General features: G+C 33.7%; 22 protein-coding genes. 18 read left to right on the forward strand and 4 right to left on the reverse strand.

Translation table 11 applies throughout. The annotated features are described in order from the left end of the window. Positions 1–51 precede the first annotated feature (51 nt). The 4 genes from Q0787_RS16615 to dapF are packed head-to-tail and all read right to left on the reverse strand — an operon-like array spanning position 52 to position 3,307. Positions 52–966 (reverse strand): DUF2279 domain-containing protein, encoded by a 915-nt coding sequence (locus Q0787_RS16615; RefSeq protein WP_298903967.1) that lies wholly within the window; start codon positions 964–966, stop codon positions 52–54. Next, positions 966–2,009, reverse strand: coding sequence for an endolytic transglycosylase MltG (gene mltG, locus Q0787_RS16620; protein WP_298903968.1), 1,044 nt, complete (start codon positions 2,007–2,009; stop codon positions 966–968). Before mltG ends, Q0787_RS16615 begins: the two co-directional genes overlap by 1 nt. After that, complete coding sequence (locus Q0787_RS16625) at positions 2,010–2,534, reverse strand: GNAT family N-acetyltransferase (protein ID WP_298903969.1); 525 nt, start codon at positions 2,532–2,534, stop codon at positions 2,010–2,012. Beyond that, positions 2,534–3,307 carry a diaminopimelate epimerase gene (gene dapF, locus Q0787_RS16630; protein WP_298903970.1) on the reverse strand — a complete coding sequence of 258 codons (774 nt, stop codon included), beginning with the start codon at positions 3,305–3,307 and terminating at the stop codon, positions 2,534–2,536. The genes Q0787_RS16625 and dapF overlap by 1 nt, the downstream gene beginning before the upstream one ends. A 154-nt stretch (positions 3,308–3,461) precedes the next feature. Here dapF and Q0787_RS16635 point away from each other — a divergent pair, with 154 nt between their 5' ends. The 18 genes from Q0787_RS16635 (at position 3,462) to Q0787_RS16720 (ending at position 23,720) form a co-directional block, all read left to right on the forward strand. Next, positions 3,462–4,877, forward strand: coding sequence for a trypsin-like peptidase domain-containing protein (locus tag Q0787_RS16635; protein ID WP_298903971.1), 1,416 nt, complete (start codon positions 3,462–3,464; stop codon positions 4,875–4,877). Positions 4,878–5,019: 142 nt separating this feature from the next. Further along, positions 5,020–6,468 carry a glyceraldehyde-3-phosphate dehydrogenase gene (locus Q0787_RS16640; RefSeq protein ID WP_298904021.1) on the forward strand — a complete coding sequence of 483 codons (1,449 nt, stop codon included), beginning with the start codon at positions 5,020–5,022 and terminating at the stop codon, positions 6,466–6,468. A 118-nt stretch (positions 6,469–6,586) separates the two neighbouring features. Next, positions 6,587–7,114, forward strand: coding sequence for a hypothetical protein (locus Q0787_RS16645; RefSeq protein ID WP_298903972.1), 528 nt, complete (start codon positions 6,587–6,589; stop codon positions 7,112–7,114). 18 nt (positions 7,115–7,132) lie between these two features. Next, positions 7,133–7,870, forward strand: a complete 738-nt coding sequence (locus Q0787_RS16650; protein ID WP_298903973.1) for a hypothetical protein — start codon at positions 7,133–7,135, stop codon at positions 7,868–7,870. A 144-nt stretch (positions 7,871–8,014) separates the two neighbouring features. Continuing rightward, positions 8,015–8,626 (forward strand): tRNA (guanine-N1)-methyltransferase, encoded by a 612-nt coding sequence (locus Q0787_RS16655; protein ID WP_298903974.1) that lies wholly within the window; start codon positions 8,015–8,017, stop codon positions 8,624–8,626. Positions 8,627–8,701: 75 nt separating this feature from the next. Beyond that, positions 8,702–9,139 carry a GNAT family N-acetyltransferase gene (locus Q0787_RS16660; protein WP_298903975.1) on the forward strand — a complete coding sequence of 146 codons (438 nt, stop codon included), beginning with the start codon at positions 8,702–8,704 and terminating at the stop codon, positions 9,137–9,139. A 34-nt stretch (positions 9,140–9,173) separates the two neighbouring features. Then, positions 9,174–10,058: a hypothetical protein gene (locus Q0787_RS16665; protein ID WP_298903976.1), complete on the forward strand. Its 885-nt coding sequence runs from the start codon at positions 9,174–9,176 to the stop codon at positions 10,056–10,058. An 83-nt stretch (positions 10,059–10,141) separates the two neighbouring features. Continuing rightward, positions 10,142–12,880 (forward strand): DEAD/DEAH box helicase family protein, encoded by a 2,739-nt coding sequence (locus Q0787_RS16670; RefSeq protein WP_298903977.1) that lies wholly within the window; start codon positions 10,142–10,144, stop codon positions 12,878–12,880. Positions 12,881–13,017: 137 nt separating this feature from the next. Beyond that, complete coding sequence (gene trmD / locus Q0787_RS16675) at positions 13,018–13,695, forward strand: tRNA (guanosine(37)-N1)-methyltransferase TrmD (RefSeq protein ID WP_298903978.1); 678 nt, start codon at positions 13,018–13,020, stop codon at positions 13,693–13,695. Positions 13,696–13,712: 17 nt separating this feature from the next. Beyond that, positions 13,713–14,048 carry a hypothetical protein gene (locus tag Q0787_RS16680; protein WP_298903979.1) on the forward strand — a complete coding sequence of 112 codons (336 nt, stop codon included), beginning with the start codon at positions 13,713–13,715 and terminating at the stop codon, positions 14,046–14,048. A 254-nt stretch (positions 14,049–14,302) separates the two neighbouring features. Continuing rightward, a complete protein-coding gene (gene rplS, locus Q0787_RS16685; RefSeq protein WP_298896955.1) occupies positions 14,303–14,653 on the forward strand; it encodes a 50S ribosomal protein L19 in 351 nt (116 codons plus the stop codon). A gap of 710 nt (positions 14,654–15,363) precedes the next feature. Then, complete coding sequence (locus tag Q0787_RS16690; protein WP_298903981.1) at positions 15,364–15,939, forward strand: pentapeptide repeat-containing protein; 576 nt, start codon at positions 15,364–15,366, stop codon at positions 15,937–15,939. Positions 15,940–16,133: 194 nt separating this feature from the next. Beyond that, positions 16,134–18,353, forward strand: a complete 2,220-nt coding sequence (locus Q0787_RS16695) for an NADP-dependent isocitrate dehydrogenase (RefSeq protein ID WP_298903983.1) — start codon at positions 16,134–16,136, stop codon at positions 18,351–18,353. Positions 18,354–18,433: 80 nt separating this feature from the next. Continuing rightward, positions 18,434–19,369, forward strand: a complete 936-nt coding sequence (locus Q0787_RS16700; protein WP_298903985.1) for a threonine/serine dehydratase — start codon at positions 18,434–18,436, stop codon at positions 19,367–19,369. Between the two features lie 57 nt (positions 19,370–19,426). Continuing rightward, positions 19,427–21,805, forward strand: a complete 2,379-nt coding sequence (locus Q0787_RS16705; protein WP_298903987.1) for a TonB-dependent receptor — start codon at positions 19,427–19,429, stop codon at positions 21,803–21,805. A gap of 3 nt (positions 21,806–21,808) precedes the next feature. After that, positions 21,809–22,630, forward strand: a complete 822-nt coding sequence (locus Q0787_RS16710; RefSeq protein WP_298904011.1) for a DUF4249 family protein — start codon at positions 21,809–21,811, stop codon at positions 22,628–22,630. A 48-nt stretch (positions 22,631–22,678) separates the two neighbouring features. Next, on the forward strand, positions 22,679–23,497 hold the full coding sequence (gene murQ / locus Q0787_RS16715; RefSeq protein ID WP_298904013.1) for an N-acetylmuramic acid 6-phosphate etherase: 819 nt from the start codon (positions 22,679–22,681) through the stop codon (positions 23,495–23,497). Further along, positions 23,487–23,720, forward strand: coding sequence for a DUF6095 family protein (locus Q0787_RS16720; RefSeq protein ID WP_298904015.1), 234 nt, complete (start codon positions 23,487–23,489; stop codon positions 23,718–23,720). Before murQ ends, Q0787_RS16720 begins: the two co-directional genes overlap by 11 nt. Positions 23,721–23,810 lie beyond the last annotated feature (90 nt).

Below are 23,810 nucleotides of genomic sequence, written 5' to 3' on the forward strand. Positions count from 1 at the left end.
GCAAATATACGCTTTTTTCTATATATCTGAAAATAAGCTGTTAAAGTGTTGTTAAAAGTAGATATAGTGGAGCTTTATGCCGTTTTTCCCGTTGAATTCAATAGCTGGAAAAGGCACTTTTATGACGTTCAAAACGTCAAATACGGTTCTCAACACTCGAGAATTTGTGCGTATTCTAGACAAATCTACATCCAAACTAAGGAAAAATTGCCGCTGTCTATTTTGAGTTATAAATATGTTATTAACATTTTCCTCTTTTCCGGTGAGCATTCCCTCTGCACTATAACCAACTGCCAGGTTAATCCATTTAGGAATTTTACTATCCTTAAAGAAAGAATGCACATTGGCACTCAACCAATATGTTTGTCCATTATAATCCTTTAAAAGCTCTTCTAAAAACCCCTCTCCTAGTTTATCAGGTCGCTGACTAGCATATTGTGTTTGATGAAATGAATACTTCATTGTTATACGTTGCTCGTCCCATAACAGTTCTTGTCCGACATACAGTCCAGTTCCCAAGCCATTGGCAACCATATCAGACCAAGAAAATCCCCATTCTTCAGAATAGCCATCAAAAATTTCTACAGCAGTTAAAAATCCAAAACCTAAGGTAGCTCCATAAATAAGTTGATCTTTTTTGGAAACACCACTCCATCTTAGGGCATTTGCTCCTAGTCTTCCAAGTTGATAAGACGAAAACACATGACCGAGTTTGTCCATTTGCAACCACTCATCAGTATCATTTATTGTTTTAAATTTAGATCTAGGGAAATCGGCATACCATAATTGATCGAGTCCTATTAACGTTAGTGTAGCTAAGGAAGTTTCAGCAATAACAACAGCATTACGTCTTGAATTGTGCAGGGTATCGCTTGGTTTTAAAAAAGAATCGCCCCTTGATTGAGAGTGAGCAGAAACCAACACCAAGGCACATATCAGAAATAAAAAATGTCGAATCCTGAACATTATTTATTAATCCCTTGAGACGAAAGATAACGTTGATACTCTCTAGCATTGACATTATGCTGAGATAAAGTTTTTGCGAACTTATGAAATCCGAGTTTTTTTGCATTGGCAGCAAAATACAAGTAATTATGCTTTTCATAATTGAGTACTGCATTAATGGCTGAAATATCAGGCATAGCTATTAATCCTGGAGGCAAACCTGCATTCATATAAGTATTATAAGGTGACTCAATATCCTTATGTTTGTTCAGTACTCGTTTTATAATCGTGTTTTTATATTCGGGTAATTTATACGCTGCAAATTTCAAGGTTGGATCAGCTTGCAAAGGCATTCCAATGCGCAATCGGTTCATATATACACCAGCAATTCTTGGTTGTTCACTGGCCTGCTTTGATTCTTCATGAACAATAGATGCAAGTGCCATTATTTCATCTTGAGACAAGCCAATAGTTTTAGCTTTTGCTTTTCTATTGTCATTCCAAAAACGATTATATTCTTTGAGCATTCGGTCTCTAAATCCTTCTGCCGACGTATTCCAGAAAAACTCATAACTATTTGGGACATACATACCCAGAGCTGTTTCGTTTGAAAAGCCGTTTTCTTCCAAGAATGACGTATCAGTCATTGCTTGAATTAAAGCGGTACTATCGGTATCTATTTGGTTGCTTATTCGACCTGCCAACTTCTCAAGACTCTCTTGGTTGTTAAATGCTATTTTAATAGGAACATTATTACTTCGTATAGAATTAATAATATCATTATTACTCATTCCTTTTTTAATGACAAACTTTCCCGCCTTTAAATTAGAAGTGTACTTCTTTCGTTCTGCCAAAGCATCAAACCCCTCAATATCCTTAAGTAAGGGTTCTAGTTGCATTCTTACATCTTTGTAGGCGTCGTTTTTAGACACAAAAATGTAAGCCTCATCATTATTGAAGCTGGTATTTGGCGATAACATCGCGTTATAGACATAATATCCAAAATAAGCAGCAACAAGCAAACCTATAATTGCGATAGCCCAGAGTATTTTCTTTATATACATTTAATTAAGAAGTATTTGTAATAAGTATTCATTTTTATAAGAACCATTTACATAGTTCCAGTCTTTTTTTAATCCGATTATATCGAATCCCTGATTTTTAAACAACTTCAAGCTCATATCATTTTCTTCGGAAATATTACAAAACAGTTGATGCATATCTAAGTGTGACTTACAGTAAGCTATTAATAACTGCAATGCTTCCTGTCCATAACCTCTTTGCCTCATATCCTTGTCTTTTATCAATATTCCCACACCAGCACGTCTATTTTTAAAATCAAAATCAAATAAATCGATCATTCCAATAGCTATATCATTTTGAGTACAAATTACTAAACGCAATTGTTTGACTTCAAAAATATCTTTATGAGCTTGTTCAAGATATTGCTTTATTAAAAACTTAGAATAAGGTGTTATCGTATTACTTACTTCCCAAATATCCTGATTATTCTCAATGGCATGAATAAAATCAAGATCTTCTGGCTCTAAAGCTCTCAAATAAATATGTTCTCCTTTGAGTGTTACCATTATATATGACCTTTATAAACTTGAGTTGCTGGACCAATAAGCCATATATTCTCATAACTTCCATGACCTTTTTCAAAAGATACTTTTAGCGTCCCTCCTTCAGTTTCTAACGTTATCAGTTTTTTTTCTGTCTCTCCTATATAGTGCATTGCCAAGGCAACTGCTGTAACCCCTGTACCACAAGAATAAGTCTCATCCTCAACACCTCTTTCATAGGTTCTTACCGAAAAACTATCATCACTATTCTTACTTACAAAATTAACGTTACTCCCTTCTTCATTATAAGGTTCACCTGATCTAATTTGTCTTCCGATAGTCTTAACATCAAATGATGCCAAATCATTAGCCATTTGAATATGATGTGGCGACCCTGTATCTAAAAACGTATGAGATTCGTAAGTCTCAATAGAACTAACATCTTGCATTTGTAAACTTACCAAGCCATTTTCAATTTTAGCCTTATGCAGTCCGTCAATAGCCTCAAAAGTTGCAGTATCCTTAATGACACCCAAAAAATTAGCAAAGGCAGTTATACATCTTCCACCATTACCACACATAGAGCTTTCATTACCATCTGCGTTAAAATAAACCATTCTAAAATCGCATGATTCATGAGTTTCAAGAAGTATTAATCCGTCGGCACCAATACCAAACCGTCTATCACATAAAAAAGAGATAAACGCCGTATCTTTTTTGTTGAAAATTTGCTGACGATTATCAACCATCACAAAATCATTTCCTGTTCCCTGATATTTATAAAATGTAAGTTCCATAGGTGATGCAAATATATAAATAATGATGCGATAATTGTGTTGTTAAATGAGCGTTAAATTAGACGTTAAAAATCGTTAAAGTTCAATTTCTACTTCAATAAATAGTTAATTTTAGTCGTTACATTTTGTAATAACATTTAAAACCTAATAACTAATGAAAAAGATTTTAACCTTAGTATTTGTTTCGGTGTTAGGTGGAATCATAGCATTATCTGCCTACACTCTTTTTATCGAAAAAAATCAAACTATAACCATGACTGAAAGCTCAAACGAGCCACAATTTTTGAATGCGAGTTATGACACAAATACAGCCAACTTGATTAATGGCGAACAACCAGATTTTATTGAAGCTGCCGAGAATACAATTAACTCAGTAGTTCATGTCAAAAACACATCTATAGTAAGTGGAGCTTTAACCTTTGAAGATTTATTCTACGGACGAAGTTCACAACGCGCTCAAGTTGGAACTGGTAGTGGTGTTATCATTGATAAAAATGGCTACATTATTACTAATAATCATGTGATTGCTGGTTCTAGTAGTATTTCTATTACTTTAAATGATAATAGAGTATATGAGGCTACACTTATAGGTGCAGATGAAAAAACAGACATCGCTCTTTTAAAAATTGAAGCAGACGAAGATCTTCCTGCCATCGAATTTGGAGATTCAGATCATGCCAAAATTGGCGAATGGGTTCTGGCTGTTGGTAATCCTTTTAACCTTACCTCTACTGTAACTGCAGGAATTATCAGCGCTAAATCTAGAGATCTGTCTGGACGAAACTCTCAATCGTTTATTCAAACAGATGCAGCGGTAAATCCTGGAAATTCGGGAGGTGCTTTAGTGAATTCTAATGGTAGACTTATTGGTATCAATACGGCTATTACATCAAAAACAGGGTCTTACATTGGATACTCGTTTGCAGTGCCAAGTAACATTGCCAAAAAAGTAGTACAGGATATTATTGAATATGGCGATGTACAAGAAGGTGTGCTTGGTGTATCTATTTTAAATAGAAATTCTGACGAAGCAAAAGAACTAGGGGTAAGCGAAATTCAAGGCGTATATATTAGTAATGTCGAAGATAATTCTGGTGCAGAAAAAGCAGGTATCAAAAATGGAGATATTATTAAAAGATTAGATAACGTAGAAATTTCTAAATTTTCAGATTTGAGCGGCTATATTAAAACCAAACGCCCTAATGATGTCATTAATGTTGAAATTGAACGTGATAGCAAAGTTAAGATTATCCCTGTTACGCTTTCAAAAAGCGATATTATTAGTGTCAAATTTATCGACATGGAGTTACGTAATCTCCCTTCAAAACTTAAAAAAGAATACGATATCAAAAACGGTGTTATTGTTCAAGATAATAAGAATAGTTTCCTCTATTCAAAACTAGGTATCTCACGCGGGTATATTATTACTGGTATCAACGACGTTCCAATTAATAGTGTAGAAGATATTTCAAAATTCACCGAAAAATATGGTGATAAAGCTCAAGAAAACATTTTTAAGCTAGAATATTTAAATACCAAATTAGAGCGAAAAGAAGTCATCTTTAGATAGACCAAAATCAAACGAACAAAAACCTCTTCAAAATTTAAAATTTAGAAGGGGTTTTTATTTTGTATAAAAACGCTACGAAAACGTTTGAAATGTATTATTTTTGCAAAAATTTTTAAACACACAACACACTAAATTAATTACAATGGGTTTGAACGGAACTTATGAAAAAGAACTCGCTTTTCAAGCAGATCGAAGAAGAGCTACAGTTGAATTTATAAAAATTGTTAGCGATCTTTGGTACGACAAATCAATAGAATTGGTGCTTTTTAGAAACCAACTAATTGATCGTAACGTGAGCGAAATTTTAAATCTTCACGAATATGCTGGAGAGTTTGTACAGAAACCAATTTCAATTTTTGATTCTGTAGAAATTGCGCAAGCAATTAAAACGTTAGACCTTCCTCCTGCCAAGTTAGATATTGGAAAGTTAACTTACGAATTTCATCTTGAAGACCAAAAGTACAGTAATGCTACTGGATTTGTTGCTGAAAAACTTAAAGACGCTAAGAAAAATAAAGCCATACAACCAAAAGATGTGGTGCTTTATGGTTTTGGACGAATTGGTCGATTAGTGGCCAGAGAGCTAATGACTAGAACAGGAAAAGGAAGTCAATTACGTTTAAGAGCAATTGTAACTCGCGGAACTATTGACCAAGTTGTTCTTGAAAAAAGAGCCTCTTTATTACGTAACGATTCTGTACATGGTGATTTCCCAGGAACTGTTATTGCCGATGCAAAAAACAGTGCGTTAATTATCAACGGAACTACCGTAAATGTCATATCGGCTAATGCTCCTGAAGATATTGATTATACTAAGTTAGGTATTAATAATGCCTTAGTTATTGATAACACTGGAGCTTTTAGAGATGACGAAGCTCTAGGAAGACATTTAAAGTCTAAAGGTGTTGATAAAGTATTATTAACTGCTCCAGGTAAAGGTGTTCCTAATATTGTTCATGGTGTAAATCACTTAGAAAACAATCCAGATAAAGTTGATATTTTCTCTGCCGCATCTTGCACGACTAATGCCATCACTCCTGTTCTAAAAGCAGTAGAAGACACATTTGGTGTTATAAGTGGACACTTAGAAACAATCCATGCCTACACAAACGATCAAAACTTAGTTGATAATTTTCATAAAAAATACCGTCGTGGTAGAGCTGCAGCACTTAACATGGTCATTACCGAAACTGGTGCCGGAAAAGCTGTTTCAAAAGCCTTACCATCGCTAGAAGGAAAATTAACATCTAATGCGATTAGAGTGCCTGTTCCTAATGGTTCTTTAGCTATTTTAAATTTAGAATTAGAAAAAGAAACATCTGTTGACGGTATTAACACCATCATGAAAAAATATGCTCTTGAAGGTGATTTAGTAGAACAAATCAAATATGAAATGAGCGATGAGTTAGTATCTAGTGATATTGTTGGAAGCTCTGCTCCATCTATCTATGATAGCAAAGCTACTATTGTTCGTGCTGACGGAAAAAATGCTATTTTATACATCTGGTATGACAACGAATATGGTTATAGTCATCAAGTCATTAGATTAGCTAAATACATTGCTAAAGTAAGACGTTTTTCTTACTATTAGTCTTGAATATAATTTCTAGAAAAATCCCATTTTTAAAAAAGTGGGATTTTTCTGCTTTATAGAAGCAACCATTTTAATGTTTCTGCATCTAGTAATTAGAATCTATAAATCAATTACTATGAAAATGAAACCTTTTGCCTGGCTATTGCTATTATGCTTTAGTTTGAGCTTTCAATCTTGCTGGTTAACCGACACCGAAGATGACATCGTCACAACTACTGTTCCCGATTATTACGTACCTGTAATTATGCAACGTTCAGTTTTCGAAAACACCACTACACTTCAAACAACTCCAGAAGTCATTGTCAATTCAGGAAAAATTTATGTAAAGGATAACTTCATTTTTATAAACGAACGCAATAAAGGTTTTCATATCATCAATAATACAGATCCATCTAACCCAGAAAATATAGCATTTCTAAATGTTTTAGGATCTTCAGACCTGACGATTAAAGGCGCATCAATATATGTGAATAACGCAACAGATTTACTTGCGCTCACTTTAAATGCGCAAGAGGGCACAATGGAAATTACCAAACGTATCCCTAATGCCTTTCCTCAAATAAGCTCGCCATTAGGATCTAATTTTTATGGCGTACAAAACAACGAAATTATTGTAGACTGGACCTTAAACGAGAACAACTAAACTTAAAACCCACGAATTATGAAAAAATATATCTTTTTAATAATAGCAGGACTTGTGTTGAGTTGTGATTCTGACAGCTCAAGTGATTCAACCACTATGTCTAACGAAACTGGAAAAGCAGGTTCATTAGCGCGTTTTACATCCTACAATGATTATTTATATACTGTAGATAATCAGAAACTAAATGTATTTAACATTGCTAACAGAGAATCTCCTGTAAAGGTAAATGAGCTTCAAATAGGGTTCAATATAGAAACCTTATTTAACTATAAAGAATACCTGTATATAGGTTCTCAAAATGGAATGTATATCTATAGCGTTCAAAACCCTGAACAACCTCAATATTTATCTGATGTACAACATTTTACAGCTTGCGATCCTGTAATTGCCAACGCTACACACGCCTATGTTACATTGCATGCCGATATTGGATGTGGTACAACAATCAATGTTTTAGAAACCTATGACGTGACAGATGTTGTAAACCCTATTTTAATTTCTAGTCGAAATTTGACTAAACCTATCGGATTAGGATTGTACAATGACTATCTTATTGTTTGTGATGATGAAGTTAAAATATTTGATGTGTCTGATCCCAGTAATTCGGTCTTAGTTCATGCTATAAATCGCAGTGCTTTTGATGTTATTGTTAACAATAATACCTTGATTCTTATTGGTGAAAACGGATTATATCAATACAGCCTTAATCCAAATAGTATCCAAAACACAGAAGAGTTGAGCACTATCAACATCTAAAATCAACTTTCATTCGTATATAATTTAGCCTCACATTTAGTGAGGCTAAATGTTTATATCAACATATTGATTTACACCTAAATTATCATATAAATTGTTATATTGCTACCATTAATTATGCTATTAAAACTCAACCAAACCAAGATGAAATTTTTTAAGACATTACTACTCTCTACTCTTACTGTACTATGTTTTTCTGTGGCTTCTGCACAAACAACCAATGATGAGGAAAAATTATCATTAAACAGTGGGACTATCGACAATCAATTTGAATACGTTATTAGACGTTCAAATAGCTGGCAAGATTATAAAACAGTTAAGAAAACATGGCTTTATGCATTAAAAGCGCATACCATTGATTCTTTGAAAGCAGTTCATAAAGATTTAGATGATACTCAAGCTATTGTTCAAACACAAGCCAAGGAAATTGAAGACCTAAAATCTAATCTTGCTAACACTAAAACGAGTTTAGATAACACCATTGCCGAAAAAGATAATATGGAACTTTTCGGGATTCAAACCAGCAAACCAAACTATAGCTTAATCTTATGGAGCATTGTTGGCGTATTGTCGGCACTTTTATTGTTCTTTATTTATAAGTTTAGAAATAGTAATGCTATAACTAAGCAAGCCAAAAAGACCTTAGCTGAAACCGAAGAGGAATTTGAAGAGCACAGACGTGTTGCACTAGAACGTGAACAAAAAGTAAGACGTCAATTACAAGACGAAATTAACAAGCAAAAAAACAACGGATAGTCATTTCTGAGGAAATAAAAATTCGTGTACTGTTTTAAATTTAAAATCTGTAATTTCGGTTACAGATTTTTTTTTATGACTATCACGCACGCACAACTCAAAGACTTAGATGCCCTTATTGGCTTATTTGAAGGCTATCGCATATTCTACAAACAAGAACCAAATCCACAAGCTGCAAAGCGCTTTTTAACACAACGCATCGTTAAGAATGATTCTATTATATACATTGCTTATGTTAATAATCAACCTGCTGGTTTTACTCAGCTATACCCATTGTTTTCTTCTGTATACATGAAGTCAATATATATGCTCAACGATTTGTATGTAGCTTCCAAATTTAGAAACCAAGGTATTGGAGAAGCGTTGATTAATCGGGCTAAACATTTATGCCAGTCTGAAAATAATAAAGGTATGGCCATTCAAACAGCTTTTGATAATCCTGCGCAGCACTTATACGAACGCTTAGGTTTTGAGAGAGATACCGATTTGCAGTTTTTCTGGAAAAACGCATAAACTTCAACTCAAGTTTCAATTTAAAATTATATAAATGAGCTATCATATTTATACCGAAAACAATAAAGAATTAAAATTATCTGATATACTTCAAAGCGAGCATTTACCAACTAATGTAGCGATTGCTTTTGGACAATTAGAAGATGAAATCATAAATGGTTACTCTAAACTATATATACCTCATCAATCTTCAAGAGGAGTCGTGATTACTAAAGATGATACCGAATATGACATCGAACTAAATATAGGCTCAAGTAAAGAAGATTATCATCTTGCGTCCAAAATTGCTTTAGCTCTAGGTACTTTAAATAACTCCAAAATTTCTCCTGAATTTGATGAGAGCCTGTCACTCAATGAATTTGAAAAAAAATATGACACAGCTTGGGCTGAGGAAAGTCAATCGATAGGTGTAAGTACATTGATAAGCATCGTAAAAGAAAAAAGCCCTATAGTAAAGATTAATGGTTGTAAACGAGGGTATTACTTTGGTGAAAACATGATAAATGAATTCTCTATAGATAACCCAGACGAAAAGCAGTTTACAGAACGTTTAGTTGAAAACATAAGACGCATTCAGTTCATTGAAGATTTAAATGAAGACCTAAATATCCCTAGTTTAATGGAAGCTGATTTCCCTGAAGGTGTAAAAACATTTATAGTTGTTCCTCCAGAGTTTAAACTATTACTTTTAAAATCAGACTTCATAGTTTTAAATGATAATAAAAATGTACTTAAAGTAGAGGCTAATAAATTTATTGATATTCTTAATACAAAGTCCATGCTCGAAAGACTAGACGAAGAACAATACATAATGAACCCAATTAAAACTAGTGACTATGCCGAGTTAATGGCCTTGTTTAACAAGGAACAACCGCAGAAAGAAAAAAAGAACAAAAAAAGCTGGAAATTTTGGAAATAGCGTCATGTCTAATACCATACAAAAAGTTCGATATGAACCATAAATAAAGGCCTTACTATCATAAAAAATTAAACTAAATACCTTTGCGAGAATTTCCTAAGAACATAAGATTTAAATACAATTGGAGAGCCTATCAGCATCGCGTATTAGAAGACTTACAAAGTCATTTAGAAGATTCGCATTTACATATAGTGGCACCTCCAGGATCTGGCAAAACAGTTTTAGGCCTAGAGGTTGCTATCAGACTAAACAACCCTACATTAATCTTAGCGCCTACTATTGCTATTAGAAATCAATGGATACAACGCTTCTGTGAATTATTCTTACAAGTAGAAACCACACCAAACTGGATATCAAGAGATATCAGAGCTCCAAAATTTTTAACAGTTTCAACCTATCAAGGTTTACATGCAGCCTGTAATGACATTGTCATAGACATGGATGATGATGATGATGATGATGATGATGATAAAGACTATATTGAAGACCGTCATGAACTTGTCATTTCAGACACCAATATGGTAACGATTGTCAATAATTTAAAATCTCAAGGCATCAAAACCATTATTGTTGATGAAGCACATCATTTAAAAAATGGGTGGTGGTATACACTCAATAGTATTAAAGATCAATTAGACCCAATAATAGTAGGTTTAACAGCAACACCTCCTTACGATGTTACCGTTAATGAATGGCAGCGCTATTTAGATTTGAACGGACCTGTAGATACAGAGATTTCTGTTCCTGAACTCATCGTTGAAGGTGATTTATGCCCTCATCAGGATTATGTATATTTTACCCTACCGTCAAAGAAAGAAAAACAAGGCATTGCCGCGTTTAGAACGCGTATTTCTGAATTATTCGAAAGCATTAAAACAGACGAGACACTTATTCGAGCCATAGAAAATCACCCTATTTGGTTGCTTCCCTCTCTTCATGTTGATTGGATTTACACTCATCTTTCCTACTATTCCGCCTGCCTCATATTTTTAAATTCAAACGGAAAGAAGATCTCAAAATCCCATTTGGATATCATTGATGATAAACCGGTTAGTATTCCTAGCTTTGATTATGATTGGATTGAAATTCTCTTAGAATTCTATCTCTTTAGTAAGGATGATTATTTTGAAACCTTTGCAGATCACAGAAAACAACTAGAAAATCGCTTAAGACAAGGTGGCGCTTTAGAACGTAAACGTGTTCATTTCTCTAAAAATAAAAAAATGTCTCGCTTTCTAAGTTCTAGTATCAGCAAGCTACAAGGTATAAAGAACATTATAGAGTTTGAATACAATCAGCTAGATGATAAACTAAGGTTGGTTGTTCTATCAGATTATATAAGAAAAGAGTTTATAACCAATACCTCTGAAAACAAACTTGAATTAAATAAACTTGGTGTTATTCCCATTTTTGAAACGTTAAGACGGGATAATCCTAATCATATAAAACTAGGCGTGCTAACAGGTTCTCTAGTTATCATTCCAAAAAAAGCGCTTTCAGCATTTCAAGAAAAAGCGCAACAACTTAATATTTCTAATATAAAATGGAACACACTTGATTATGATGGTAATTATATTCTCATTAATCAAACCGAAACACTAAAACATCATATTGTACATATAACTACTGAAATTTTCCAAAACGGTCACATAGAGGTTCTTGTTGGAACAAAGTCCTTACTGGGTGAAGGTTGGGATGCTCCTGCCATTAATACTCTCGTACTCGCTACATTTGTAGGTTCATTTGTACTATCAAATCAAATGCGTGGTCGCGCTATTAGAACTCAAAAAAGTAACGATTCTAAAACGGCAAATATTTGGCATTTAGCCTGTATGGATACATCATCGTCATCAAATGGTGATGATTTTGATGTTTTAAAACGACGCTTCAGAAGTTTTGTTGGAGTTTCCTTTAGGGAAAAATCGAGCATTGAGAATGGTCTTGATAGACTTCAGATACCTGCAAATATTAACAGAAAAAGAACAGTCAATCAAACAAATGAAACTATGTTTGCTCTAGCGGCCAATCGTAATGAAATTAAACAACGATGGAAAAATGCTATTGCATCTGGCGTCACATTAATAGAAGAAATTAAAATTCCTTATCGTGAGGAGCGTCCATATAAAATAGCAAAGTCGGTGTCCTATTATAAAACCATCTCTAGTATTGGTGCAGCTATTATTTTTGGGTTAATAATATCTTCTGGATGGTTCCTTGAAGTCGTTTTTAAAATACTGCCACAGCATATTAGCTCATCTGGAGCGACCTTAGTTATAACTGCGATTAGTATGTTAGGGTTTTTATTGTTTGGAGGTCTCGCTTATAAACATTTACGATTATACCTTAAGTATCGAGATCTTTCAAAAGACATACACAATATTGGTAAAGCCTTGTTGGCTTCATTGGTACATGCCAATTTAATTCACACGCCCATTGAACATCTAAAAGTGGTCTCAACAAAAAATGAATATGGCGCTGTATTTTGTCATTTAGAAGGCGGTTCAACCTTCGAGAAATCAACATTTATCAACGCGTTATATGAGATTATTTCTCCAATAGACAACCCTAGATACGTGATTATAAGAAAGCATGCTTTTTTTAATATGTATCAGCAAAAAGATTATCATAGTGTGCCAAATCAACTTGCTAAGAACAAAAGACTAGCAGCGTATTTCAAAACGCAATGGCAAAAGCATGTTGGTCATTGTAAGCTCGTATTTACCAGAACTCCTAAGGGTAGAAAACTACTTTTAAAATCGAGAATAAAATCTTTAGCCGCACAATTTGAAAATAAGATTGAGCATGTTAATAAATGGCGATAATCAAAACTCTCAATTAAAATAAATTTATCTATTTGCTGGCTACGGCAGCTTTAACATTAAAATTCTTAAGTCATCTTTAAAAGTATTCTTCCTCGACTCTATGATTTAAATTATCTTTGCAGTCTTAATTACAACTTATGCGTATAGATATTATTACCGTTTTACCAGAATTGATTAAAAGCCCGTTTGAAGCATCTATATTGAAACGTGCTATTGAAGCCAATTTGGTAAGTGTGCATTTCCACAACCTTCGAGATTATGCAACAGGAGGCTATAAGGCTATCGATGACACCCAATTTGGAGGCGGAGCCGGTATGGTTATGATGATCGAACCTATAGATAAATGTATAAGTAAATTACAAAGCGAACGCCACTATGATGAGGTGATCTATATGACTCCTGATGGTGAACGCCTAACGCAAAGTATTGCTAATCAAGTGTCTTTAAAACAAAATATTATCATTTTATGCGGACACTATAAGGGTGTTGATCAACGCGTTAGAGACAAGTTTATCACGAGAGAAATATCTATTGGTGATTATGTCTTGTCTGGAGGTGAATTGGGAGCAGCAGTATTGTGCGATGCCGTTATTAGATTGATTCCAGGAGTATTAGGAAATGAAACATCTGCCCTTACCGATTCGTTTCAAGATGGTTTGTTAGCACCACCAATTTACACCAAACCACGTGAATATGATGGTATGAAAGTGCCCGAAGTATTATTTAGCGGAAATTTTCCTGAAATAGAAAAGTGGCGGGAAGAAGAAGCCTATAAACGGACTAAAGAAAGACGACCAGATTTATTGGACGATTAAATTATTGAAATAACCCGATGGATGATTATCAATATTTATATACCGTAAGTCATGTTATTTATAATTTGGCTTCACTATTAGTCGTTATCAGTTGTATTGTTATTGTGACTAAAAAAAGAACATTAGCAACAATATTAATGCTTATTGGAAGTGTGTTTGCTTTTCTTTTTGGTATTGGAAGTATTTATATATATGCCTTTACTGAAGCTTACGGAACCGACTCATCAATAAAAATGAATGCAATATCTAATTTAATTTCTGGTCTCGCTTATATAATATTTTGTTTAGGCTTGCTACTCTTTGCTATATCTCATTTTAAAAAAGACAGAACTAAAAATGAGTTCCTAGACTAAAGTGTTAAGGATTGGAACGGCATCCTTTTTACATCATTCTAGTTATGCCTAGTATGGCATCAAAAACCAGTAAAAAGATATAGTGAAAAGCCTGCCGTTTGGCTTCCTATAAAAAAGCCAAACGGAACACCCAAAAAATATGAATTAATAATTGTACGTTATTAATTATTAACTATCTTTGCACCCACTTTTGGATTAACCTCTGGCGAGAATCGTGAATGTTGATTTGAAACAACCTTGATAAACATAATAAAATGAGTTCTTTAGTAAAATTTGTACAAGACGAATTTGTAACAAAAAAAGATTTTCCAGAATTTGGAGCAGGTGATACTATTACAGTGTATTACGAAATTAAAGAAGGAAACAAAACACGTACACAGTTCTTTAAAGGTGTTGTACTACAAGTAAAAGGATCTGGTACTTCTCAAACATTTACAATTAGAAAAATGTCTGGAACTATTGGAGTAGAACGTATTTTCCCAATTAACTTACCTGCACTTCAAAAAATTGAAGTGAATAAAAGAGGTAAAGTTAGAAGAGCAAGAATCTACTACTTTAGAGGTCTTACTGGTAAGAAAGCAAGAATTAAAGAAGTTAGAAGATAGTAAGCTTCGACCACATAATTTCGAAAGAGCCTTGACAATTGTCAAGGCTTTTTTAGTTATGAACTTTTGTTAATAACTGTGGTTTATAAAATGTGAATATCTAAATAGATCAAAAATTTGGAATTCTCAAACAAAAACATACTTTAGCTAAACAATTAACAACAAACCTAGTTTGGTTTTGAATTAAGTTTTGAATTTATGTTAAATTGTAATAAAGCAACGTTCTTTATATAGTATTGTTTTTTGAGATTTTGAAAACTGCAGGTGTAAGCGTGTAAGTAGCGAAATCATGAAACTTGAAACAAATTAGATGTGTAAGCAGGTGATTTGAATGAAGTGGAAAGCTTTGAAAAAGTAACAGGAACGAAAGTAAATGTGAAAAGGATGAGCAATGTTTATCGAGGCAGTCTAACACGCAAGTGAAAGATTAAGAGAAATAAACATCAAGGAAAGCAAACTAAACCGAAACGAAGTAATAACAGGTCAATACATTTTGAAAGTTATGAAACGTTTCATTGAAATAGTGAAACTTGAACCGAAAGAGACGAGGGAACGCAAGTTCAGCTGTCTCGATTTTAGCAGCAATGCTAAATAGGTCACGCAAAGCTATCTCAAAAAAGCCATGTCAAAGTAGTTCAGCTACCATGATATGGCTTTTGTTTTTTTATCTCTCTTCGTTTTTATAATTTTAATGACTAAACTTTGTATACATGAACCTTCCCTTTATTAGCGATGAAACCTACAAAAATATAAGTTATACAAAGCAGGAACTCCCAAAAGCCGAATATGATAATTGCACCTTTGTAAATTGTGATTTTTCAGAATCCTATATTTCAAATATTAGCTTCCTTGACTGCGAGTTTATAGATTGTAACTTTAGTATGGTAAAAGCAAAAGGTACCATTTTAAAAGATGTACTATTTAACAACTGTAAAATGGTAGGTTTTCCTTTTCACGACTGTAACGCCCTCTTTATGTCGTTCAAATTTAAAACGTCTCAATTAAATTTTGCTTCTTTTCATAATCTGAAACTCAAAAACACAACATTTGATCAATGCAAGCTAGAACAAACAGATTTTACCGAAGCCGATTTAAGTGGTTCTAAATTTGATGACTGCAATTTACTTCGAGCCATTTTTGAACATACAAATTTAGAACATGTCAACTTTTCAAATTCTTACAATTTGTCTATAAATCCAGAACTTAATAAACTTAAGAATGCCAAGTTCTCAAAGGAGAATGCACTCGGACTCTTAAATAGCTATCAAATTAAAATTGAAGATTAAAACTTATGTATGGTTTTGAATTTGACAAAACAAAGCCAATAAATTATCAATTTCTCAATTTCTTACTTAAAATGTGGTACTTCTCTAAAAAGCTCATTATGTAGTCTTTATGTATTTCAAAGAAACCTTAGTTTTTTGTATATTTGCACAGCTTAAAAACTAAGCGTTTTCTATACATTAAATACTATCATTTTATGGCAAATACTCCTACAATCATTTACACGAAAACAGATGAAGCTCCTGCATTGGCAACGCATTCATTGTTACCTATTGTAAAATCGTTTACTAAATCGTCTAACATTAATATAGAAAGTAGAGATATTTCTCTTGCTGGACGTATTTTGGCGAACTTTCCAGATTTTTTAAACGAAACACAACGTGTTCCTGATGCCTTAGCAGAATTAGGAGAATTGGCTAAAAATCCAGAAGCAAATATTATTAAGCTTCCAAATATAAGCGCATCAATTCCGCAATTGAAATCTGCTATTAAAGAATTACAAACTCAAGGCTATGCTTTACCAAGCTATCCGGATGAACCAGAAAACGACAGCGAAAAAACAATAAAAGCACGTTACGACAAAATAAAGGGAAGTGCTGTTAACCCTGTCTTACGTGAAGGAAACTCGGATAGACGTGCACCTAAAGCTGTAAAGAACTTTGCGAAAATGAATCCGCATTCTATGGGAGCCTGGTCGTCAGATTCTAAAAGTCATGTTGCAACGATGTCATATGGTGATTTTGCACATAATGAGATATCTGTAACTATTCCAAATGCAACTTCAGTAAAAATTGTACATACTGATAGTGACGGAAACGCTACTGTTTTAAAAAATAATTTACCATTACTAGAAGGAGAAATTATTGATGCTACAGTAATGAGCAAGAAGGCCTTACTAGCATTTTTAGAAGAACAAGTTAAAGATGCAAAAGCAAAAGGTGTATTGTTTTCATTACATATGAAAGCTACAATGATGAAAGTTTCTGATCCCATTATTTTTGGGCATGCTGTACGTGTGTTCTTTGCCGATTTGTTTGTAAAACACGGGGATACATTTGAAGAATTAGGTGTTGATGTTAATAACGGTTTTGGAAACCTAGTAAGTAAATTAAGTGAACTACCAGAAGATAAACGCCAAGACATAGAAGCAGATATTAAAATAGCATTTGCTCATGCTCCAGATGTTGCTATGGTAAATTCTGATAGAGGTATTACAAACTTACATGTACCAAGTGACGTGATTATTGATGCGTCGATGCCAGCTATGATTCGTACGTCTGGTCAAATGTGGAATGCCGAAGGAAATCAGCAAGATACTAAAGCTGTCATTCCAGATAGCAGTTATTCTGGTATATATACAGCTACTATAAATTTCTGTAAACAACATGGTGCTTTCGATCCAACAACTATGGGAACTGTTCCTAATGTTGGACTTATGGCGCAGAAAGCTGAGGAATATGGATCTCATGACAAAACTTTTGAAATCTCTGCTAACGGAAAGGTTGAAGTTATAGACGCATCAGGAAAGGTATTAACCTCTCATAATGTAGAAGAAGGAGACATATGGAGAATGTGTCAAGTCAAAGATGCACCTATTCAAGATTGGGTAAAATTAGCCGTTACAAGAGCTAGAGCATCCAAAACTCCTGCAGTATTTTGGTTGGACGAAAATAGAGCTCATGATGCCGAACTCATAAAAAAAGTTAATGCATATTTACCAACACATGATACATCTGGTTTAGATATTAGAATCCTTTCTCCTATTAAAGCTACCGAGTTTACATTAGATCGTATCAAAGATGGACAAGATACTATTTCGGTTACTGGAAATGTATTAAGAGATTATTTAACCGATTTATTCCCAATTTTAGAACTGGGAACTAGTGCAAAAATGTTGTCTATCGTTCCATTAATGAATGGAGGTGGTTTGTTTGAAACAGGTGCTGGAGGATCTGCCCCTAAGCACGTTCAACAATTCACTAAAGAAAATCACTTACGTTGGGATTCCTTAGGTGAGTTTTTAGCATTGGCAGTGTCATTAGAGCACTTCGGAAATGTAAACAATAATGCGAAAGCCATTATTTTATCTGAAACGCTTGATGATGCCACTGAAAAGTTGTTAGCTAACGGAAAATCACCATCTAGAAAAGTTAATGAATTAGATAATAGAGGAAGTCATTTTTATTTGGCACTCTTTTGGGCTGAAGCCTTGGCAAATCAAGACAAAGATGCTGATTTAAAACATGAGTTTACGCAAGTTTATAATGAATTACACGCAAACGAAACTCAAATTGTTAACGAGCTAAACAAAGTACAAGGACAATCAATGGATATTGGTGGATATTACGAGCCTAACGAAAATTTAACTTCTAATGCTATGCGACCAAGTGACACTTTAAATAACATCTTAGGATAACACTTTAACATTATATATAAAAAAAGACTGTCTATTTAGATGGTCTTTTTTTTATACAGAACAAGTTGTAAATTTACAGAATGACAAAAGAAAACCTAATTGCTTGCCATAATAGAATTAAGCCTTACATCCACAAAACACCTGTTTTAAATTCAAGGTTAATTAATAATCTGGTAGGTGCCGAGTTGTTTTTTAAATGTGAAAATTTCCAGAAAACTGGGGCCTATAAAATGCGTGGTGCCACCAATGCAATTATGTTGCTTACTAACGAACAAAAAACTAAAGGCGTTGTAACACATTCTTCAGGGAATTTTGCCCAGGCCCTGTCATTAGCAGCACAGAGTTTAGACGTAAAAGCCACAATAATAATGCCTTCCAATTCTCCAAAGGTAAAAAAGGATGCTGTAAAAGAATATGGTGGCCATATCATAACCTGCGAACCAACAATCGAAGCTAGAGAAGCAGCTGCAAATCACGTTATCAAGAAATCAGGAGCTACATTCATTCACCCATCAAATGATCCCAATGTCATTTTAGGTCAAGGTACAGCCTGTATGGAATTACTAAATGAAATCCCTAATTTAGATGTCGTGTGCTGCCCTATTGGAGGTGGTGGATTAATTGCTGGGTCGGCATTATCTGCACACCATTTTGGCCAACATTGTAACGTTTTTGGGGGAGAGCCATTTGAAGCAGATGATGCTTATAGGTCTTTACGCTCAGGGAAAATAGAAACCAATAAAACTGCAAATACAATTGCTGACGGGCTAAGAACACAATTAGGTCATCATAATTTCCCAATTATCAGGGAACATGTCAAGGAAATTATTAGAGTCACAGAACAAGAAATTGTGCAAGCGATGCGTTATGTTTGGGAACGAATGAAAATCATTATTGAACCCTCAAGCGCTGTTGCGGTTGCGGCTATATTAAAAGAAAAAGAACAATTCAAAAACAAAAAAGTGGGTATTGTTATTTCAGGCGGAAATGTTGATGTTAATAGACTTCCCTTTTAATAATTAATTAACTTAAAAAGACTTAATTCTGATAGCATTCTTTCTTATTTTTGAAATATGACGGCATTCAGAAAAAACCTACCATTTTTAATTATATTCATTCTCAACATTGTCTCTGCTCAAGAAACATTTACTCTAAATGGTGTTATAACCGATTCTGATAGTAATGAAACGCTAATTGGTGTCAATATTATTTTCCCCGAATTACAAACTGGCACCAACACTAATGAATACGGCTTCTACTCTATTTCACTTCCTAAAGGAGACTATAAAATGCAAATTAGTTATTTAGGTTATACAACTATTACACAAACCATATCCTTTTCTGAAGATAGAACCTTAAACTTTAAATTACTTGAAAGTACTGAAAGTTTAAATGAAGTAGTAATTAAACAAGATGTAGAAAGATTAAATATCAAAAAGCCTCAAATGAGTGTTAATGCATTGTCTATTAAAACTATTAAACAAATGCCTGTTGTATTAGGTGAAGTTGATGTGATTAAATCTATAACTTTACTACCTGGAGTCACCAATGCTGGCGAAGGAGCGTCAGGATTTAATGTTCGGGGTGGCGCTGCAGATCAAAATCTGATATTACTCGACGAAGCTACTATTTTTAATTCATCTCACCTTTTTGGCTTTTTTTCAGTGTTCAACCCAGACGCTATTAAAGATTTAAAATTGTATAAAGGGGGTATTCCCGCACGATATGGAGGACGTGTCTCTTCTGTTCTAGATATTTATCAAAAGGAAGGGAATAGCAAAACATATAAACTAAGTGGAGGTATTGGAGCAGTATCTAGTCGTTTGTTGGCCGAAGGTCCTATTGTAAAAGATAAAGGTGCTTTTTTGGTTGGAGGAAGAGGTTCTTATGCCCATTTGTTCTTACCACTTATTGATAATGATAATGTTGCCTATTTTTATGACTTAAACACCAAATTGAATTATAAGCTAAATGACAATAACAGCTTATATCTGTCTGGGTATTTTGGTCGTGATGTTTTTAGAATTGCTGATAACTTTGAAAATACCTATGGAAATTCGGTGCTTAATTTAAGGTGGAATCATTTGTTCTCTGACAAAATTTTTTCCAATTTATCTCTAATATACTCTGACTATTTTTACGGATTGGAGTTAGATTTCATAGGATTCGAATGGGACTCTGGTATTCGAAATTTTAATTTAAAATATGATTTTAAACATTATCTGAATACTAATTTTCAACTTAATTATGGCATCAATAACATCTATTATAAATTCAATCCAGGAGAAATAAAACCTAATCGATCAGACTCAGGAATTGTAAGAGAAAAATTAATAGACAAGTATGCTAATGAATTTGCAGCTTATATTGATGTGGAGCATAAAATTTCCAATAAACTCATTCTGAGATATGGTGTCCGTTTAAGCAACTTCATTAGGTTGGGACAAGATGAATTAAACATATACCAAGATAATAACCCGCTTATATTTAATGAAGAACTACAAATTTATGAGGGTGCCGAACCCTTAAACACACAACAATTTAGTAGAAGTGATAAAATTGAAACGTTCACTAATTTAGAACCAAGACTAGCCATTGCTTATGCGTTCAACGATGACACTTCAATAAAAGCAAGTTATAATCGAATGGTTCAATACCTGCATCTACTATCAAATACGAGTTCCCCGACACCATTAGATGTTTGGACCCCAAGCGGTAAATATATTAAGCCCCAACTACTTAATCAGTATGCTTTTGGGTATTTTAAAAATATTAAAAACAATACCTACTCATTAGAAAGTGAAGTGTTTTATAAAACCATAAAAAATCGTATTGATTATATAGATGGTGCCAACCTTATTGCTAATAATGCCATAGAACAAGATATTCTTAATGGAGAAGCTCGCGCCTACGGTTTAGAGTTATTATTGCGGAAAAACGAAGGAAAATTTAAAGGGTGGCTTGCCTATACATTATCAAAATCTGAACAAAGAACACCTGGCAGAACAACGCTTGAAACTGGAATCAATAACAGCCAATGGTACAATACTGGATACGATAAAACTCATGACATTTCATTTAATGGGAATTATGAATTAAACGAAAAATGGACTTTTGGAGCCAATTTCATTTTTCAAACTGGACAACCTACAAATTATCCTTCTGGTCAATTTCAATTTCAAGGTTTGACCGTACCAATTTATGAAGGTTCAAGAAATAGTGAACGCCTTCCAGCATATCATCGTATTGATATCTCGGCAACCCTTACTCCCAGAAAGAATAAAAACCGAAAATGGCAAGGTGAATGGGTATTCAGTATATATAATTTATATAACAGGAGAAATGCGGCTTCAATAAATTTCGCTAGAAATCAAGATACTTTCGTAAATGAGGCAACAAGAACCTCAATTTTTGGGATTATTCCAGCATTTACTTATAATTTTAAATTTTAAGTCATGAATAGATTAATATACATAGTAATAGTGTTTTTGACATTAACAAATTGTGAAGATGTCATTGAAGTAGAAGTTCCAAATAGTGATCCTCGTCTAGTGGTAGATGCTTCATTTGAATTTTATCTTAACGAAGATCCTGTAGCCTTTGGAGGCTACTTGCGCCTTACCATGTCTGCGCCTTTTTTTGGAGACAATATTCCAACTGTTAATGATGCTACGGTCTATATTACAAATCTTGAAGACAATTCAGTGGTTAATTTTGAAGCATCTGGAGATGAAGGTTTTTATGTTCCTCTTGCTGGTTCAATTGTAATACCACAATTTGATATATCGTACGAGTTAACGGTGATTTATAATAACGAAACTTTTAAAGCCATAACGCAATTATATCCTACAACTCTGATAGAAAACATTGAACAAGGTGATGGAACTCTATTTGAAGAAGATGAAACAGAAATTATCGTTACCATTACGGATGACGGTGATAGAGATAATTTTTATTTATTTGATTTTGATTTTGATCTATTAGAAGTTAGTGAAGATCGGTTCTATCAAGGTGAAACATTTACATTCTCCTATTTTTATGAAGACATGATACCAGGCCAAGACGTAACCATAAAAGTATTAGGAATTGATGAACGTTATTTTAATTATGCCGGATTACTTATTGAACAAAGTGAGCAAGAGGGAGGGAATCCGTTCCAAACCAATCCAGCTTTATTAAGAGGAAATATAATAAATATTACAAATCCAGATAATTATGCCTTGGGATATTTCAATTTGTCTGAAGCAGATAGACTTAATTTTACTATACAAGAATAGCTTAGGCCAAAAGACTTAGATTAATCAAAAATATTTTATTTTTGGTTTATGACATTTATAAAAACTACCGAACAAGATTCTAATTATAATCATTTAGAAAAAATGACTATAAATGAACTCTTAACTCATATGAATAATGAGGACAAATCTGTTCCTTTGGCTGTCGAAAAAGCGCTTCCACAAATACAAGCACTCGCTGAACAAGTAGTAATGAAATTACAAAATAAGGGTCGTTTATTTTATATTGGTGCAGGTACAAGCGGTCGCCTAGGTATTTTAGATGCTTCTGAATGCCCTCCTACTTTCGGTGTTTCTCACGATTTAGTGGTTGGTCTTATTGCTGGAGGTGATTCAGCAATAAGAAAAGCTGTCGAATTTGCTGAAGATTCACTAACTCAAGGTTGGCAAGACCTCAAAGACTTCAATATTTGTAAAAACGACGTTGTCATTGGTATAGCTGCTTCAGGAACTACGCCATATGTTATAGCAGCTTTAGAACAATGTAATAAAGAAGCCATTGTTACTGGTTGTATAACTTGTAACAAAAACAGTCCTTTATCACATGTATCGAAATACCCAATAGAGGTTGTTGTTGGTCCAGAATTTGTTACAGGAAGTTCTAGAATGAAAGCTGGTACAGCACAGAAATTGGTTCTCAATATGATTTCAACATCCGCAATGATTAAACTCAATAAAGTGAAAGGAAATAAAATGGTAGATATGCAATTAAGTAATAATAAACTTGTTGATAGAGGGACTAGAATGCTTATGAAAGAATTGAATATTAATACCGAGCTAGCTCAGCAATTACTTAAACAACACGGCAATGTGAGGACAGCGATTCAAAATTACAAACATGGAAACTAAACGAACAGATAAAGACCTTTTAGTCAAAGGAATAAAAACTATGGGATTGACCTTAGTTTTAATGTTTTTAGGACCAACTTTATTCTATATTGGGCTATCTAATAAAGATAAGCCTTTGTTTATCCCAATTCTAATTGTAGCATCTATTTTATGTGTTCTAGCAATTTATTTTGCTTTTAAAGGTTTAAAAACCATTATGGACAGCATGTTTAAAAATTCATAGTTTTTTCAAACCCAGTATATAAAAAACAAAAAACCCTTTTCATATATATATGAAAAGGGTTTCAAAAAAGGCGACGACCTACTCTCCCAC

Source organism: uncultured Psychroserpens sp., from assembly GCF_947492715.1.
Taxonomy (GTDB): Bacteria; Bacteroidota; Bacteroidia; order Flavobacteriales; family Flavobacteriaceae; genus Psychroserpens.